The sequence below is a fragment of the Kitasatospora sp. NBC_01539 genome, assembly GCF_045040525.1.
Taxonomy (GTDB): Bacteria; Actinomycetota; Actinomycetes; order Streptomycetales; family Streptomycetaceae; genus Kitasatospora.
Genome location: NZ_CP109390.1, coordinates 3772367 through 3789262, shown reverse-complemented (window position 1 = coordinate 3789262; position 16896 = coordinate 3772367). Strand labels below are relative to the sequence as shown.

Genomic DNA, 16896 nt, shown 5'->3' with positions numbered 1-16896 from the left:
CACTTCCCGTCCCGGCGCCGCCGGGCGGGCCTCCCCCGGGGTGTTCGGGTCCGCACGAGGTGTTGACGCAGAGTTGATCCGGAGTTCGCCTCGGAGCGTGCAGGACATGTCACCCTGGGTGGGTGTATCTGACGGTCGATCACCTGACGGGGGGCGAGGCGATGGCGCTGCGGCATGCGCGGTTCTGGGGCGGAGTGGTGGCGGTGTCCGCCGCCCTGGCGGTGATCGCCGGGTACCTGGCCGGCGGGACGCGGCTGGTCTGGATCGTCTCCGCGGTCGAGACGCTCCTGGTGATGGCGTACGTCGCGTGGCGGTTCCGGGGGAAGGCGCGCCGCAGACCGGCGCCGGGCCGGGGTGCGGGCGCGGCGGCGCACTGCGAGCGCTGCCGCCGGGCCCAGGAGCGGCTCGATGCGAGGGGCGTGTCAGGTGGCGGCGCTGTACGCCACCAGTGACACGCCGACGTACTGCACGACGAACGCGCCGAGGGTGAAGGCGTGGAAGACCTCGTGGAACCCGAACCACTGCGGTGACGGGTTCGGGCGCTTCAGTCCGTAGACGACGCCGCCCAGGCTGTAGAGGCAGCCGCCGACGATCATCAGGGTGAGGACGGCGGCCCCGCCGGCGCGCAGGAAGTCGGGCATGAAGAAGGCCGCGGCCCAGCCGAGCGCGAGGTAGACCGGGGTGTAGAGCCAGCGCGGGGCGCCGACCCAGAACACCCGGAACGCGATGCCGAGCAGCGCTCCGCCCCAGACCGCCCAGAGCAGGGCCTGCCGGGCGCCGCCGTCCAGCAGCAGGATGGTGAACGGGGTGTAGCTGCCCGCGATGATCAGGAAGATGTTGGCGTGGTCGAGGCGGCGGAGGACCGCCTCGCCGCGCGGCCCCCAGGTGAACCGGTGGTAGACCGCGCTGACGCCGAAGAGCAGCCAGGCGCTGACCGAGTAGATCGCGCAGGCGGCCTTGGCGGTGGGCGTGTCGGCCAGGCAGATCAGGACGATTCCGGCGGCCACCGAGGCGGGGAACATGCCGGCGTGCAGCCAGCCGCGCCACCGTGGCTTCCACTCCTCGTCGGCGGGGCCGATGGCGTCCGCGATGGGGTCGGCAGTGAGGTCCGCAGTCATGCGCGACATCTTACGGAACCGTAGGTTACCGACAAGTAGGAGATGGCGGTTCGACGTTTTGGACAATGTGGAGTGTTAGCCAGGTCTCATCGAGTGCTCCGAAGTGATCCACATCGGGCCGATGTGGCACTTGATAGCGCCGGAAAGGATGAAACCAAGGCAAGTGTCCGACGTAATGGCGAAAGGCGGGGTGGTGTCCGGAGCTACGGTGTAACCACCCTCAACCCCCCGCGATGCCGTCTCCTGGCCGAGATGGTGTGAAACGGAGCGAACGTGTCGCCACTGAAGTCTGCGATCGCCGAGTCCGCGCCGACCCGCCACAAGCCCCTGCTGGCCTGGGTCGCCGAGATCGCCGAGCTGACCCAGCCCGACCGGATCGAGTGGTGCGACGGCTCGGAGGAGGAGTACCACCGCCTCGCCGAACTGCTCGTCGCCCAAGGCACCTTCAGGAAGCTCGACGACGAGAAGCGGCCCAACTCGTACTACGCGGCCTCCGACCCGAGCGATGTCGCCCGCGTCGAGGACCGCACCTTCATCTGCTCCGAGCAGGAGAAGGACGCCGGCCCGACCAACCACTGGAAGGCCCCCGCCGAGATGCGGGAGATCTTCTCCGGCGCCGACGGCCTGTTCCGCGGTTCGATGAAGGGCCGCACGATGTACGTCGTGCCGTTCTCCATGGGCCCGGTCGGCTCCCCGCTGGCCGCCTACGGCGTCGAGATCACCGACTCCGCCTACGTCGCCGTCTCGATGCGCGTCATGACCCGCATGGGCAGCGCCGTGATCGACCAGCTCGGCGAGGACGGCGACTTCGTGAAGGCCGTCCACACCGTCGGCGCGCCCCTCGCGGAGGGCCAGGACGACGTGCCGTGGCCCTGCAACACCACCAAGTTCATCTCGCACTTCCCCGAGACCCGCGAGATCTGGTCCTTCGGCTCCGGCTACGGCGGCAACGCCCTGCTCGGCAAGAAGTGCTACGCCCTGCGCATCGCCTCCACCATGGCCCGCGACGAGGGCTGGCTGGCCGAGCACATGCTCGTCCTCAAGCTCACCCCGCCGGCCGGCCCCACGGGCGGGGCGGAGCCGAAGTACATCGCCGCGGCCTTCCCGTCCGCGTGCGGCAAGACCAACCTCGCGATGCTCCAGCCCACCATCCCGGGCTGGAAGGTGGAGACGATCGGCGACGACATCGCCTGGATGCGCTTCGGCGCCGACGGCCGTCTCTACGCCATCAACCCCGAGGCCGGCTTCTTCGGCGTCGCCCCCGGCACCGGCGTCGACACCAACGCCAACGCCATCGACACCCTGTGGGGCAACACGGTCTTCACCAACGTCGCCCTCACCGACGACGGCGACGTGTGGTGGGAGGGCCTCACCGACGAGGCCCCGGCGCACCTCACCGACTGGCGCGGCAACGACTGGACGCCCGCCTCCGGCACCCCGGCCGCGCACCCCAACGCCCGGTTCGCCGTGCCCGCCGCGCAGTGCCCGACCATCGCGCCCGAGTGGGAGGACCCGGCGGGCGTGCCGATCTCGGCCATCCTCTTCGGCGGCCGCCGCGCCACCGCCGTCCCGCTCGTCACCGAGTCCTTCGACTGGCAGCACGGCGTCTTCCTCGGGGCCAACATCGCCTCGGAGAAGACCGCCGCCGCCGAGGGCACCGTCGGCGAGCTGCGCCGCGACCCCTTCGCGATGCTCCCGTTCTGCGGCTACAACATGGGCGACTACTTCGCCCACTGGCTGGGGCTCGGCGAGCAGGCCGACGCCGCGAAGCTGCCGAAGATCTACTACGTCAACTGGTTCCGCAAGAACCCGGCCGGCGACTTCGTGTGGCCCGGCTACGGCGAGAACATCCGCGTGCTGAAGTGGATCGTCGAGCGCCTGGACGGCACCGGCGCGGGCGTCGAGACCCCGATCGGCGTGCTGCCGGAGGCGGACGGCTTCGACCTGTCCGGCCTCGGCCTCGCGCAGGAGGACCTCGACCTGCTCTTCTCCGTCGACGCCGACATCTGGCGCCAGGAGGCCGCGCTCGTCCCCGCCCACCTGGAGCTGTTCGGCGAGCACACGCCGGCCGCGCTCTGGGACGAGTACCGCGCGCTGGTCAAGCGCCTGGGCTGACGACCCCGGGCGGGCGGGGCCGTGATCGCGGCCCCGCCCGCCCGCGGACGCCGACGGCCGGAGCCCCGGCCGGACGATCCCCCCACCCCGACCACCGCGGGGGATCGTCCGGATCGGGCCTCCGGCCGTCACGCGTACGCCCCGCGGCCCGGGGGGCTGCGGGGCGTGGGGACGCGTCCGGGTGCGGGCTCAGGGCTGGGTGTAGCCGCTCAGGAAGTCGCCGATCCGGGTGACCGCGTCCGCGATGTCCTCGGCGCGCGGCAGGGTGACCAGCCGGAAGTGGTCCGGCTCGGGCCAGTTGAAGCCGGAGCCCTGCACGATCAGGATCCGCTGGGCGCGCAGCAGGTCGAGCACCATCTGCGCGTCGTCCTTGATCTTGTACACCTGGGGGTCGAGCCGCGGGAAGGCGTACAGCGCGCCCTTGGGCTTCACGCAGCTGATGCCGGGGATGTCGTTCAGCAGCCGGTACGCGGTGTCCCGCGACTCCAGCAGTCGCCCGCCCGGCAGGAGCAGGTCCTTGATCGACTGCCGTCCGCCGAGCGCGGCCGCGACCGCGTGCTGCGCCGGCATGTTGGCGCACAGCCGCATCGACGCCAGCACCGTCAGGCCCTCGATGTAGCTGGTCGCACGCTGGCGGTCGCCCGACAGCACCATCCAGCCGGAGCGGAAGCCCGCCACCCGGTAGGCCTTGGACATGCCGTTGAAGGTGACGCAGAAGAGGTCGGGTGCCAGCGTGGCCAGCGGCACGTGCTCCGCGTCGTCGTAGAGGATCTTGTCGTAGATCTCGTCCGCGTACACCACCAGCCGGTTGCGGCGGGCGATCTCGACGATGCCCTCCAGCACCTCGCGCGGGTACACCGCGCCGGTGGGGTTGTTCGGGTTGATCACCACGATGGCGCGGGTGCGGTCGGTGACCTTCGCCTCGATGTCGGCGAGGTCCGGGTACCACTCGGACTGCTCGTCGCAGCGGTAGTGCACGGCGGTGCCGCCGGCCAGCGAGACCGAGGCCGTCCACAGCGGGTAGTCCGGCGCTGGCACGAGCACCTCGTCGCCGTCGTCCAGCAGCGCCGTCATGGCGAGCTGGATCAGCTCCGACACGCCGTTGCCGAGGAAGACGTCCTCGACCGAGAGCCCGTGCAGGCCGCGCTCCTCGTAGTGCATCACCACCGCGCGGCGGGCCGACAGCAGGCCCTTCGAGTCGCCGTAGCCGTGCGCGCCGGCGAGGTTCCGCAGGATGTCCTGCAGAATCTCCGGCGGGGCCTCGAAGCCGAACGCCGCGGGGTTGCCGGTGTTCAGCTTCAGGATGCGGTGGCCCTGGTCCTCCAACCGCATCGCCTCGTCGAGCACGGGGCCGCGGATGTCGTAACAGACGTTGGCGAGCTTGCTGGACTGGATGACCTGCATGCCTGCCTACTTTACGGCGGTGTTACCCGGATCATCACGTGTTCCGCACCACAGGTCGCCCGGGCTGCGCAAGGATCGGCAGGACCGATGAGGGGGGACCACGATGATCGGGCCGTGGGCCGGGGCGCTGATCGGCCTCGCCGCCGCCGCACCACTGCGCGCAGCCGTCGTGCGGTACGCCGTGCCGTACGGCGAACCGCTCCGTCTCTGCTGCCCCGCCGGACGCTTCGGCCGTCTGCCGGGCGGCCGCTGCCCCGGCTGCGGCGACCGGGCCGCGGGGCCCGCGCCCGGCACGGTCGAGGCGGTCGCCGCCGCGGTCGGTGCCGCGCTCGGCCTGGCCGCCGACCCGGGCAACGCGGCACTGCTCTGCTGGGCGGGCCTGTTCGGGGTGCTGCTCGGCTTCGTCGACACGGCCGTGCTCAGGCTGCCCGACGCACTGACCCTGCCGCTCGCCCTCGGCACCGCCGTGCTCCTGCCGCTCGCCGACCACCGCCCGGCCGTGCTGCTGCGCTGCCTGCTGGCCGCCGCCGCACTCGGACTGCTCTACGGCGGGCTGGCCCTGCTCGTGCCGATCGGCCTCGGCGACGCCAAGCTCGCGCCGAGCCTCGGCGCCGTCCTCGGCCTGTACGGCTGGGGCACGGTGGCCTCCGGCGTCTTCGCCGCGTTCCTGCTGGGCGGCCTGTGGGGCGTGCTGCTGCTGCTCACCCGCCGGGCCGGCCGCGGCGACGCCCTGCCCTTCGGACCGCCCCTGCTGCTGGGAGCACTGGTCGCGCTGCTCGCCGCGGCCCGGGCCGCGGTGTGAGCCGCGGCCCGGGCGGGCGGCGGCCGGCTTCCGGGCCCGGGAATGGACGGGGCCCGCCGTACCCCAGCGGTACGGCGGGCCCCTGCGGCGCACCTGCCCCACCCTCAAGGGGCGGCGCGCCTGGTCGTGTTACGGCATCGCGTGGGCGTGGGCGCCCACGTTGGTGGAGAAGTCGTTGCCGTTCTTCGCGTCCCAGTTGGTCGACCAGGTCATCGCGCCGCGGATGGTGGGCCACTTCGCCGGGGGGACGAAGCTGCCGCAGTGCGTGCCGGTGGCGAGGCAGTCCAGCGCGTTGTTGACGACGGTGGAGTTGACGTAGCCGCCGCCCGCCGCCTGCGAGGACGCCGGGACGCCGATGCCGACCTGGTCGGGCCGGAGGCCGCCCTGGATGTGGGTGCAGACCTGCGCGGTGATGAAGTCGATCGTGCCCTGGGTGTAGACCTTGCCGTCGCAGCCGTTCATGCCGCCCGAGTTGTAGAACTGGGTGTTGACGACGGTCAGGATGTCCTTGGTGTTCAGCGCCAGCTGGAAGTACGCGCCGGCGGTGCTGTACATCCCGATGGTCTCCGGGGCCATGGTCAGGACGAACTTCGAGCCGACCTTCGACTGCAGGGTGTGCAGCGACTGCGACATGTACGTCGGGTCGACGCCGTTCTCCAGGTCGATGTCGATGCCGTCGAAGCCGTACTGCTGGATCAGCGCGTAGGCGGTGTTGGCGAAGTTCGTGGCGGCGGTGGCGTTGGCGACGCTGATCGCGCCGTTCTGGCCGCCGACCGACAGGACGACCTTCTTGCCGGCCGCGCGCTTGGTGGCGATGTCGGCCTTGAAGTCGGCGTCGGTGTAGCCGCCGAGCTTGGTGCCGAGCGCCGGGTCGAGGGTGAAGCTGATGCCGCCCTGCGTGGTGGTGGCGTCGGCGAACGACACGGCGATGATGTCGTACGCGCTCTGCACGTCGCGCAGGCGCTGCACGGGCGCGCCGTTGTCGAAGTTCTGCCAGTAGCCGGTCAGCGCGTGCTTGGGCAGGTCGCCGCCGGGCGGCAGCGTCGGGGAGGAGGTCGGCGTCGGGCTGCTCGTCGGGGTCGGCGAGGCGGTCGGCGTCGGGCTCTTGGTCGGCGTCGCGGACGGCGTCGGCGAGGCGGTGGGGGAGGCCGAGGTCGGCGGGGCGGTCGGGGTGGCGGTGCCGGCGGGGCCGGTCAGCGTGATGTCGTCCGCGTTGTAGGCGGCCTGGCCGTACCAGCCGTGCACGTAGAGGGTGACGCTGGTGGTCGAGGCGCCGGTCGTGAAGGTCGTCGACAGCTGGTTCCAGCTGCTCTGGCTCGACCAGGTCGACGGGTCGGTGGAGCCGGTGCCGCGGGCGCCGAGGTAGACGTACGGGCCCTGCACGAAGCCGGCCAGCGTGTAGCCGGTGTTCGGCAGCACGCTGACGGTCTGCGTGCACTCGGCCGTGTCGGAGGCGCTCGGCGCGGCGCTCAGCGCGTTCGAGCCGGCGTGCACGGGGGAGGAGACGGTGCTCGCGGTGCCGGTGCAGACCCAGCCGGAGAGGTTGCCGGTCTCGAAGCCGCCGTTGGTGACGAGGTTGCCCACGGCGGCGTCCGCGCCGCCGGCGGTCAGCGCCAGGCCGGCGCCGGCCAGGGCGAGAACGGTGGAGCCGGCGGCGACGGAGGCGGGGAGCGAGAAGCGGCGGCGCCGATGGGACGGCTGCGCGACGGGACGGGCCATGTCGAGCTCCTGGGGGAGGGGGAGGGGGAGGAGCCGCCGCGGTGGGGGTCGCGGCGGCTCCGCGTGGGGGAGGGTTCGGTGCGGTCCGCAGGAAGGTCCGGGAGGGCGTCCGGCGTGCCCCCGGTCACACAAGCTGGACTAGACCAATAGGGGCCGTCAAGAACCGGACGCCGCTTTGAGCCCGACTTCAGGCCGATTTAAGGAAGGCGAGACCGGACCGTTGCCGAGCCGGGCGGACACACCGGGACGGACCGGGGACAAGGCCGTAACCCCATCGGTACCTGCGGCTTTACCTCCGACCATCCCTCCGGAGTAGGCTGCCCGAGGGATTTTCGCACCACGTCGGCGAACGGCGACGAGCACGGAGAGGCCGAGGAACATGGGTCTGCGCGATGTGGTCGAGCGCACGCCGGGTCTGCGGACCCTGCTCGACAACGCCTACCGCCTCTACGGCCGCCGGGTCGAGGTGCACCTCGACAGCACCCCCCGCCACATCGGCGTCATCCTCGACGGCAACCGCCGCTGGGCGAAGGCCACCGGCGGCACCACCGCCCAGGGCCACCAGCGCGGCGCCGACAAGATCAGCGAGTTCCTGGGCTGGTGCGACGAGACGCACGTCAAGGTCGTCACCCTGTGGATGCTCTCCACCGACAACCTCTCCCGGCCCGCCGAGGAGCTCGTGCCGCTGCTGGGGATCATCGAGGACGCCGTCCGCGGCCTCGCCGCCGCCCGCCGCTGGCGCGTCAACCCGGTCGGGGCCCTCGACCTGCTGCCCCCGGCCACCGCGCAGGTGCTCAAGGAGGCCGCGCACGACACGGCCCACATCGAGGGCATCACCGTCAACGTCGCGATCGGCTACGGCGGCCGCCGCGAGATCGCCGACGCCGTCCGCTCGCTGCTCCAGGAGCACGCCGACCGCGGCACCCCGATCGAGCAGCTCGCCGAGATCCTCGACGTCGAGCACATCTCCGAGCACCTCTACACCAAGGGCCAGCCCGACCCGGACCTCGTCATCCGCACCTCGGGCGAGCAGCGGCTCTCCGGCTTCCTGCTCTGGCAGAGCGCCCACAGCGAGTTCTACTTCTGCGAGGCGTACTGGCCGGCCTTCCGCAAGGTCGACTTCCTGCGGGCGCTGCGCGACTTCCAGGTGCGCAACCGGCGCATGGGGCTCTGACCGGCCGGCACCCGGCCGTCGGTCCGCGGCGGGCTCCCCTCCCGGGGTGCCGGGCGCCGGCCGTGCCCGGTTCCCGCTGACGCCGGGTCAAGCGACATACCCGCAGGCCACCGCCCCAAAACGTTCGCCAGTTGTGATCCGCCAGTTCGCGCCGTCGGGCATGCCGGGCACCTCACCGGGGCATACACCGGTCAGACCGGTACCCCGGCCACCGGGGTCGCGGGGACCGGTGAGCCGCGGGTGACGCTGGGTCATCCGCTCTGGAGGCCTAGTGGTCAGTTCGAAGAGCCGCCGGACACCAGACCGGCGCACGTACGTTCTCGACACGAGCGTGCTCCTGGCGGACCCACTCGCCATGAACCGCTTCGAGGAGCACGAGGTCGTCCTGCCGGTGGTCGTGGTCACCGAGCTGGAGGCCAAGCGCCACCACCCGGAGCTGGGCTACTTCGCCCGTCAGGCGCTCCGCCTGCTCGACGACTACCGCGTCCGCCACGGCCGGCTCGACGAGCCGATCCCGGTCGGCGACTTCGGCGGCACGATCCGGGTCGAGCTCAACCACTCCGACCCGTCGATACTGCCGGCCGGGTACCGGACGGGCGGCGGCGAGGCCGACACCCGCATCCTGGCGGTCGCCCGCAACCTGCAGGCCGAGGGGTACGACGTCACCGTCGTCTCCAAGGACCTGCCGCTGCGGATCAAGGCCAGCTCGGTCGGCCTCCTCGCGGAGGAGTACCGGGCCGAGCTGGCGATCACCTCCGGCTGGACGGGCATGAGCGAGCTGCACGTGTCCGGCGACCAGGTGGACGAGCTGTTCGCCGCCCCGCACGACGCCGCGGTCGACATCGACGGCGCCGCCGAACTCCCCGTGCACACCGGTCTGGTGCTGAACTCCGAGCGCGGCCGGGCGCTGGGCCGGGTCACCCACGACGGCCGGGTGCGCCTGGTGCGCGGCGACCGCGAGGTGTTCGGCCTGCGCGGCCGCAGCGCCGAGCAGCGGGTGGCGCTGGACCTCCTCACCGACCCCGAGATCGGCATCGTCTCGATGGGCGGCCGGGCCGGCACCGGCAAGTCGGCGCTGGCGCTGTGCGCGGGCCTGGAGGCGGTGCTGGAGCGGCAGCAGCACCGCAAGGTGATGGTGTTCCGTCCGCTCTACGCCGTCGGCGGGCAGGAGCTCGGCTACCTGCCGGGCAGCGAGTCCGAGAAGATGAGCCCCTGGGCGCAGGCGGTCTTCGACACGCTCTCCGCGGTCACCACCCCGGCCGTGATCGAGGAGGTGATCTCCCGCGGGATGCTGGAGGTCCTCCCGCTCACGCACATCCGCGGCCGCTCGCTGCACGACGCCTTCGTGATCGTCGACGAGGCGCAGTCGCTGGAGCGCAACGTGCTGCTCACCGTCCTCTCCCGGATCGGCCAGGGGTCGCGGGTGGTGCTCACCCACGACGTCGCCCAGCGCGACAACCTGCGGGTCGGCCGGTACGACGGCGTGGTGGCCGTCGTCGAGAAGCTGAAGGGGCACCCGCTGTTCGCCCACATGACCCTGACCCGGTCCGAGCGGTCGCCGATCGCGGCGCTGGTGACCGAGATGCTGGAGGACGTCCAGCCGTAGCGGTCCGGTCCGCCGCCCGGTCGGCGTCCCGACCCAACGGTGACAAAGCGGACAAAGGTGGATGAATGACCGTCAAGAGGCCTGCCGCATAGCGGCAGGCCTCTCGTTCTGTCGTCGGATCGGTCGGATCGTCGACGACCTTTCGGACAAACGCCCAGCTCGCGAAGATTGTGAGATCCGCCACGCAACCGGGAATTGCGTAGACACGTCTGCGTGCGGCATGGTGTGGGTTCTGTCAGGCCCCGCGTACGGCAGAATCACGCCCGGCAACTCCGGTCGGCGGGCGGTCAACTGAACACCGATGAGCCGTACGCCGCCCGATCACCACGCAGTTCCGAGCCCGCTCGGCGCCGCGGCGGGCCAGTGTCTCCCGTGACCAGGACCGTACGGAGGCGAGCGGCAAGGGGCATGTTGCGCCCGTACGGTCACGCATGGGCGACGCTGGAAGGAAACCATGTGACTCGGATCTCGGTCCGGGGAGTTGCCGTGGCCTCCGCCACCGCCGTCACCGCTGTCGGTGCCGTCGTGGGTGCGGCCTCGGGAAGCGAGGGCTCGGCCGTGCAGACGGTCGACGTCGCCAGCGCGACGCTGCTCGCCGACGTCCCCTCGGGTGCCCAGGCACAGACCATCAGCGACAACCTCGTCCGCCAGGCGACCGCTCAGCAGGTGTCCGCCGACGCCGCGGCCAAGAAGGCCGCGGAGGAAGCCGCGCGCCAGAAGGCCGCCGCCGACGCGCAGGCCAAGGCCGACGCGGAGAAGGCCGCCAAGGCCGCGGAAGAGGCGAAGCGCAAGGCCGACCAGGAGGCCGCCAACCGCGCCGCCGCACGGACCGCGCTCGCCGCGATCCCGGCCGGCTCGGTGCAGGCACTGGCCGCCCAGATCATCGGCGACGCCAGCCAGTTCTCCTGTTTCAGCGAGATCGTGAAGCGCGAGAGCGGCTGGAACTACACCGCCACCAACGCGTCCTCCGGCGCGTACGGCCTGGTGCAGGCGCTGCCCGGTTCGAAGATGGCCTCGGCCGGTGCCGACTGGCGCACCAACCCGGCGACCCAGATCAAGTGGGGCCTCAACTACATGAACAGCCGCTACGGCAGCCCTTGCGGCGCCTGGTCGTTCTGGCAGTCCCACCACTGGTACTGATCCTGCCGCGCACCGCGCGGAACGCGAGGGGCCCCCGACCGCATCCGGTCGGGGGCCCCTCGCGTTCGCGTCGCCGCCGCGACGAAGCGGGCCGCGCCGCCCGGGCGGCGCTGACCAGGGCGCCACGGGCGGTGCGGCCTGATGCGGACGCGGGGCGCCGGAGCGGGTCCTGGACCTCCGGCACCGGCCGGTCCGCCGGCAGTTGGTCCTTGTGCCGGACTCCTCCCCGCTCACCGGTGTCCGAAACCGACGGTTTCATGTTGATTCGTCATCCTCTGCCCCGGCGGCGGTCCGCGGGGTCCGGGGACCGCGCGTACCCCGGGCGGGTAGCGTCGCCCTGACGGTCGCACCATCGGCGCGGCGCAGGGACCGACGGGGAGGGCGACGCAACGTGTCGCGGGAGACGAAGGCACTCAAGGCGATGGCGAGAACCGGCGCGGTCGCCGCCGGGGTGTGGGCCGGCGTCGAACGCCGCCGCCGGGCCGCCGCCCGGGCCGCCGCCGAACCGGCCCCCGCCGCGGGGCATCCCGCCCTGCCGGTGCCGCCGCCCCGCCACGCCGAGGCCGAACGCCAGGCGTACACCGCCCGCGACGTCCACCACCCCGGCCGGCCGGCCACCCCGGCCGAGGCCGTGCCGTGGGCGCTGCGGGTCGCCGCCGAGTCGACCTGGCGGCTGCTGCTGCTCGGGGTCGCGCTCTACGTGGTCTTCCAGGTCGTCGACATGCTGCGCCTGGTGGCGTTCGCAGGGCTGGCCGCCCTGCTGATCTCCGCCCTGCTGGAGCCCACCGTCTCCTGGCTGCGGCGGCTCGGGGTGCCGCGCTCGCTCGCGGCCGCCGGCACCTTCCTCAGCGGCATCGCCGGCATCGGGCTGGTCGGCTGGTTCGTGGTGTGGCAGGTGACGACCAACCTGGAGTCGGTCACCGGCAAGGTGCAGGCCGGCGTGAACCAGCTGCGCGACTGGCTGGTGACCGGGCCGCTGCACCTGACGCAGCAGCAGATCAACGACTTCGCGAAGCAGATCTCGGCGGCCATCGGCACCAACTCCGAGCAGATCACCTCGGCGGGCTTCACCGGCGTGACGATCGCCGTCGAGGTGCTCACCGGTGTGGTGCTGGCCGCGTTCACGACGTTCTTCCTGCTCTACGACGGGGCCCGGATCTGGTCGTGGGTGCTCCGCGGCCTGCCGCGGCACTCCCGGTACGCGATGGCCGGGGCCGGCCCCAAGGCCTGGGCGACGCTGACCGCGTACGTGCGCGGCACGGTCTTCGTGGCGTTCATCGACGCCCTCTGCATCGGCATCGGCATCCAGCTGCTCGGCGTGCCGCTGGCCCTGCCGCTCGCGGTGATCATCTTCCTGGGGGCGTTCGTGCCGCTGGTCGGCGCCCTGGTGACCGGCACCATCGCGGTGCTGATCGCCCTGGTGACGGTCGGCCCGTTCACGGCGCTCATGGTGCTGGTGGTGCTGGTGGCCGTGCAGCAGCTCGAAGGCCACCTGCTGCAGCCGCTCATCCTCGGCCGGGCGGTCGCGGTGCACCCGCTCGGCGTGGTGCTGGGCGTGGCGGCGGGCTCGATCGTCGGCGGGATCGGCGGCGCGATCGTCGCGGTGCCGCTGATCGCCGTCACCAACACGGTCGTCGGGCACCTGCGCCGCCGCAACGCCGCGGGCATGGAGGTCTTCGAGGCGCTGGAGAACGCCCGCCAGGCGGAGGCCGCCCACGCCGAGGCCCAGGCGGAGGCGGAGGCCGACCTCGACACCGGGACGCCCGTGATCTGACCCGGGCCGCCGCCCGGCGGACGGTGCGGCGCGGGACACGCGGAAGGGGCGCGGTGACCCGCGCCCCTTCCGTCCGCTCCGGCCCCGTCAGAGGGTGTCGAGCACGGCCTCGGAGTCGAGCGTGGCGGCGACCGCCTGGATCACCGAGGCGATCTTCACGGATGCCTGGACGGTCTCCCGCTCCACGCCGGCCTTCTTCAGCACGGCCTCGTGCGAGTCGAGGCACTGCCCGCAGCCGTTGATCGCGGAGACCGCGAAGCACCAGAGCTCGAAGTCGGCCTTCTCGACGCCCGGGGTGCCGATGATGTTCATCCGCAGGCCCGCCCGCATGCTGCCGTACTCCTTGTCGGAGAGCAGGTGCAGCGTGCGGTAGTAGACGTTGTTCATGCCCATGATCGCGGCGGCGCCCTTGGCGGCGGTGTACGCCTCCGGCTTCAGGTTCGCCTTGGCCTCGGGCGCCAGCGCGCGCAGCACGGCGGCCGAGCGGGTGGCCATCGCGCAGGCCAGCACGGTGCCCCAGAGCTGCTGCTCGGGGAGGTCCGAGTTGCCGATGACCGCGCTCAGGTTGAGCTTGAGGTCCTTGGCGTAGTCGGGCAGGGCCGCCTTGAGGTCGTCGAGGGACACGGGTCAGCCCGCCAGGAGAGACCGGGCGTCGAGGGTGTCCTCGCCCTTGGTCCAGTTGCAGGGGCACAGCTCGTCGGTCTGCAGGGCGTCCAGCACGCGCAGGACCTCCTTGGGGTTACGGCCGACGGAGCCGGCGGTCACCATGACGAACTGGATCTCGTTGTTCGGGTCGACGATGAACACCGCGCGCTGGGCGGTGCCGTCCGCGGCCTCGACGCCGCACGCCTGCATGAGCTCGTGCTTGACGTCGGCCAGCATCGGGAAGGGCAGGTCGCGCAGGTCCTTGTGGTCCTTGCGCCAGGCGTGGTGCACGAACTCGGAGTCGCCGGAGACGCCGAGGATCTGGGCGTCGCGGTCGGCGAACTCCTCGTTCAGCTTGCCGAACGCCGCGATCTCGGTCGGGCAGACGAAGGTGAAGTCCATCGGCCAGAAGAAGACGATCTTCCACTTGCCCTCGTAGGACTTGTGGTTGATCTCGGCGAAGGCGTTCGCGGCGTCGAGGTCGACGCAGGCGTTGAGTTCGAACTCGGGGAACTTGTCACCGATCGTGAGCACGTTCGCTACTCCTGGGTTGAGATATGAGGGAATTCTGCCCGGATTGCCTGTGGTTCGACGGATTCGAGCGGGTTCAACCTTCCCACATGCTGGACTGATCGGGGAAATAGCTAGACTCGATGCATCTGATCGGAGAGAGCTATCAGTACCGCCCCGCACCACCCGAAGACCCGCACCCCCAGCGTCGCCCAGCTCCGCGCCTTCCTCGCCGTCGCCGAGCACCGGCACTTCCGCGAGGCCGCCGCGGCCACCGGCACCAGCCAGCCCGCCCTCTCGGGCGCGGTCGCCGCCCTGGAGGACACCCTCGGCGCCCAACTGCTCGAACGCACCACCCGCCGCGTGATCATCACCCCGCTGGGCGAGCGCGTCGCCGAGCACGCGCGCCGCGTCCTCGGCTCCCTGCACTCCCTCACGGAGGCCGTCGAGGCCGCCCGCCGCCCCTTCACCGGCCCGCTGCACCTCGGCGTCATCCCCACCGTCGCCCCCTACCTGCTGCCCGCCGTGCTCCGGCTCGTCCGCGACCGCTTCCCCGCCCTCGAACTCCACGTCCACGAGGAGCGCACCCCCGCCCTCACCGAGGGCCTCGCCACGGGACGGCTCGACGTGCTCCTGCTCGCCCTCCCCGCCGGCGGCACCACCGCCACCCGCGACATCCCGCTCTTCGACGAGGACTTCGTCCTCCTCACCCCGCCCGGCCACCCGCTCGCCGGCCGCACCGGCCTCCCGCGCGACGTCCTCCTCGACCTCGACGTCCTGCTCCTGGAGGAAGGCCACTGCCTCCGCGACCAGGCCACGGACGTCTGCCGCGAGGCCGGCGTCGCCCCCACCCCCGGCACCACCCGCATCGCCGGGCTCTCCACCCTCGTCCAGCTCGTCGCCGGCGGCCTCGGCGTCACCCTGCTGCCCGCCACCGCGCTCGACGTCGAGGCCGGGCGCTCCGACCGGCTCGCCGCCGCCCGCTTCGCCGCCCCCGCGCCCGGCCGGCGGATCGGCCTCGCCACCCGGCCCGGATCCGCCCGCGGCGAGGAGTACGACCACTTCGCCGCCGCACTGAAGGACGTGCTCCGGGACCTCCCCGTCCGCATCGCCGACTAGCCCACGGGGCATACCTCCTGCGGGGCACCGTTCGGACGGGGGTGGGCGCGTGTACGTGTCGCGGATCAGGGTGACAGGGCTCGGCTGCTTCGACGGCCCGCGCGCCGTCGACCTCACCCTCGGGGCCGAACCCGGCTGGACCGTCCTCGCCGGGCCCAACGGCTCCGGCAAGACCACCCTGCTGCGGGCCCTCGCCGACGCCCTCGGCGCCCGGCCCGGCACCACCCCGCCGGACCCCGGCAGCCCGCCCGGCGAGGTGCACCTGCCCGGCCTCGGCCGCTGGAGCACCGGCCAGGCCGTCCGGCCGCGCCGCACCCGCACCCACCACCTCGACGGCAGCCGCCCCGCCCCCACCGCCCTCACCCGCGCCGCCTCCCTGCTCCTCGACGACGGCCTGCTGCCCGACGGCTGGTGCGTCGCCGACCCGGCCCGCGCCCTCGTCGCACCCCCCGACGGGCCGCCGCGACCCCTCACCGCCCTCGGCAGCGGCCACACCGCCCTCGCCGCGCTCGTCGCCGCCCTCACCGACGGCGGCGCCCGCACCGGCACCACCGACGGCACCCCCACCGTGACCCGCCGCGCCATCGCCCTGATCGACGACGTCGACCTCCACCTGCACCCCGTCTGGCAGCAGCGCATCGGCGGCTGGCTCACCGCGCACTTCCCGCACGTGCAGTTCCTCGTCGCCACCCACAGCCCGTACGTCGGACAGGCCGCCGACCCCGGCACCCTCGTCCGCCTCGCCGCGCCCGGCGACGCCGCACCGCCCCGCGTCCTCGACGAGGACGTGCACCAGCGCGTCCTCTACGGCAGCGGCGACGACACCGCCCTCTCCGAGCTCTTCGGCCTGCCCAGCGCCTACTCCGCGACCGCCGAGGCCGAACGCCGCCTCCTCGTCCGGCTGGAGCGCAAGCTCTACACCGGACGCGCCACCAGCGCCGAACTCGACGCCTACCGCCGCCTCGGCGCCAAACTCAACAGCTCCCTCGGCGCCCGCGCCGACGAACTCGCCGCCCGCCTCCTCGGCGACCGGCCGTGATCCCGCTCCGGCGGCCGCCCCTCCAGCAGACGCTGGCCGCCGACCTCGCCCGCCGCACCGACGCCATCCGCGCCGCCGGCCCCTCCACCGCCGCGGGCCGCGCCGCCTGGCGCACCGCCCGCCAGCCCAAGGCCCAACTGCGCCTCATGCTCCGCCGGATGGCCCCCGGCCTGGAACGCTGCATGTACTGCGGCGACAACCTCGGCACCGACATCGACCACTTCGAACCGATCGCCCGCGACCCGCTGCGCACCTTCGACTGGCAGAACCACCTGCTCGCCTGCGCCCACTGCAACAGCAACCAGAAGCGGGACCGCTTCCCCTGCGACCCGCTCACCGGCGACCACCTGCTCGTCGACCCCGCCCGCGAGGACCCGGCCGACCACCTCGTCCTCTACCTGGAGTCCGGCGCCTACGACCCGCTCACCGCCAAGGGCGAGGCCACCATCGACGTCTTCGGCCTCAACGCCCGCGCCGAACTCGTCCGCGGCCGCCGGATGATGTTCACCGTCACCAAGTCGCTCCTGGCCGCCTGGAGCGCCGCCGGCACCGCGGGCCGCACCGCCGAACAGCGCGAGTACCTCGCCGCCCTGCGCCTGCTGCAGCACGCCGACGTGCTGCGCGGCGTCGTCGCCCTGCACCGCACCCCCGCACTCGCCGACGCCGTGCTCGGGCCCGACCTCGCCGCCGTGCTCCCACGGCTCGTCGCAGCCGAGCCCGGCTTCGGGTGA

General features: G+C 72.7%; 15 protein-coding genes. 10 read left to right on the top strand and 5 right to left on the bottom strand.

Annotation, left to right across the window (positions count from 1 at the left end; translation table 11 throughout):
* Positions 1-122: 122 nt before the first annotated feature.
* Positions 123-452 carry a hypothetical protein gene (locus OG335_RS16100; RefSeq protein ID WP_405011806.1) on the top strand — a complete coding sequence of 110 codons (330 nt, stop codon included), beginning with the start codon at positions 123-125 and terminating at the stop codon, positions 450-452.
* Here OG335_RS16100 and OG335_RS16095 read toward each other — a convergent pair.
* Positions 423-1127, bottom strand: coding sequence for a hemolysin III family protein (locus OG335_RS16095; RefSeq protein WP_405011805.1), 705 nt, complete (start codon positions 1125-1127; stop codon positions 423-425). The genes OG335_RS16100 and OG335_RS16095 overlap by 30 nt on opposite strands.
* Positions 1128-1391: 264 nt before the next feature.
* Here OG335_RS16095 and OG335_RS16090 point away from each other — a divergent pair, with 264 nt between their 5' ends.
* Positions 1392-3233 carry a phosphoenolpyruvate carboxykinase (GTP) gene (locus OG335_RS16090; RefSeq protein WP_405011804.1) on the top strand — a complete coding sequence of 614 codons (1842 nt, stop codon included), beginning with the start codon at positions 1392-1394 and terminating at the stop codon, positions 3231-3233.
* Between the two features lie 189 nt (positions 3234-3422).
* On the opposite strand, the gene OG335_RS16085 is transcribed toward OG335_RS16090, so the two are convergent.
* The gene (locus tag OG335_RS16085) at positions 3423-4637 is read right to left on the bottom strand and encodes a pyridoxal phosphate-dependent aminotransferase (protein ID WP_405011803.1); all 1215 of its coding nucleotides are present in this window, start codon (positions 4635-4637) and stop codon (positions 3423-3425) included.
* 103 nt (positions 4638-4740) lie between these two features.
* Here OG335_RS16085 and OG335_RS16080 point away from each other — a divergent pair, with 103 nt between their 5' ends.
* Positions 4741-5439, top strand: coding sequence for a prepilin peptidase (locus tag OG335_RS16080; protein ID WP_405011802.1), 699 nt, complete (start codon positions 4741-4743; stop codon positions 5437-5439).
* 129 nt (positions 5440-5568) lie between these two features.
* Here the strand turns inward: OG335_RS16080 and OG335_RS16075 are convergent, their stop codons facing one another.
* The gene (locus OG335_RS16075; protein WP_405011801.1) at positions 5569-7158 is read right to left on the bottom strand and encodes a chitinase; all 1590 of its coding nucleotides are present in this window, start codon (positions 7156-7158) and stop codon (positions 5569-5571) included.
* A gap of 379 nt (positions 7159-7537) precedes the next feature.
* On the opposite strand from OG335_RS16075, the gene OG335_RS16070 reads away from it, so the two are divergent.
* The 4 genes from OG335_RS16070 to OG335_RS16055 all read left to right on the top strand — a co-directional run bounded on the left by OG335_RS16070 (position 7538) and on the right by OG335_RS16055 (position 12852).
* The gene (locus OG335_RS16070) at positions 7538-8332 is read left to right on the top strand and encodes an isoprenyl transferase (protein ID WP_405011800.1); all 795 of its coding nucleotides are present in this window, start codon (positions 7538-7540) and stop codon (positions 8330-8332) included.
* 271 nt (positions 8333-8603) lie between these two features.
* Positions 8604-9938: a PhoH family protein gene (locus OG335_RS16065; RefSeq protein WP_405011799.1), complete on the top strand. Its 1335-nt coding sequence runs from the start codon at positions 8604-8606 to the stop codon at positions 9936-9938.
* Positions 9939-10394: 456 nt separating this feature from the next.
* The gene (locus OG335_RS16060) at positions 10395-11078 is read left to right on the top strand and encodes a transglycosylase SLT domain-containing protein (protein ID WP_405011798.1); all 684 of its coding nucleotides are present in this window, start codon (positions 10395-10397) and stop codon (positions 11076-11078) included.
* A gap of 421 nt (positions 11079-11499) precedes the next feature.
* Complete coding sequence (locus OG335_RS16055; RefSeq protein WP_405011797.1) at positions 11500-12852, top strand: AI-2E family transporter; 1353 nt, start codon at positions 11500-11502, stop codon at positions 12850-12852.
* 87 nt (positions 12853-12939) lie between these two features.
* On the opposite strand, the gene OG335_RS16050 is transcribed toward OG335_RS16055, so the two are convergent.
* Positions 12940-13476, bottom strand: coding sequence for an alkyl hydroperoxide reductase (locus OG335_RS16050; RefSeq protein WP_405011796.1), 537 nt, complete (start codon positions 13474-13476; stop codon positions 12940-12942).
* A 3-nt stretch (positions 13477-13479) separates the two neighbouring features.
* Positions 13480-14031 (bottom strand): peroxiredoxin, encoded by a 552-nt coding sequence (locus tag OG335_RS16045; protein ID WP_405011795.1) that lies wholly within the window; start codon positions 14029-14031, stop codon positions 13480-13482.
* A gap of 141 nt (positions 14032-14172) precedes the next feature.
* Here OG335_RS16045 and OG335_RS16040 point away from each other — a divergent pair, with 141 nt between their 5' ends.
* From OG335_RS16040 to OG335_RS16030, 3 genes are read left to right on the top strand one after another with little or no spacing between them, the layout of a single operon-like run.
* Positions 14173-15126, top strand: a complete 954-nt coding sequence (locus OG335_RS16040) for a LysR substrate-binding domain-containing protein (protein WP_405015419.1) — start codon at positions 14173-14175, stop codon at positions 15124-15126.
* Positions 15127-15175: 49 nt separating this feature from the next.
* A complete protein-coding gene (locus tag OG335_RS16035; protein WP_405011794.1) occupies positions 15176-16165 on the top strand; it encodes an AAA family ATPase in 990 nt (329 codons plus the stop codon).
* Positions 16162-16896 (top strand): HNH endonuclease, encoded by a 735-nt coding sequence (locus OG335_RS16030; protein ID WP_405011793.1) that lies wholly within the window; start codon positions 16162-16164, stop codon positions 16894-16896. Before OG335_RS16035 ends, OG335_RS16030 begins: the two co-directional genes overlap by 4 nt.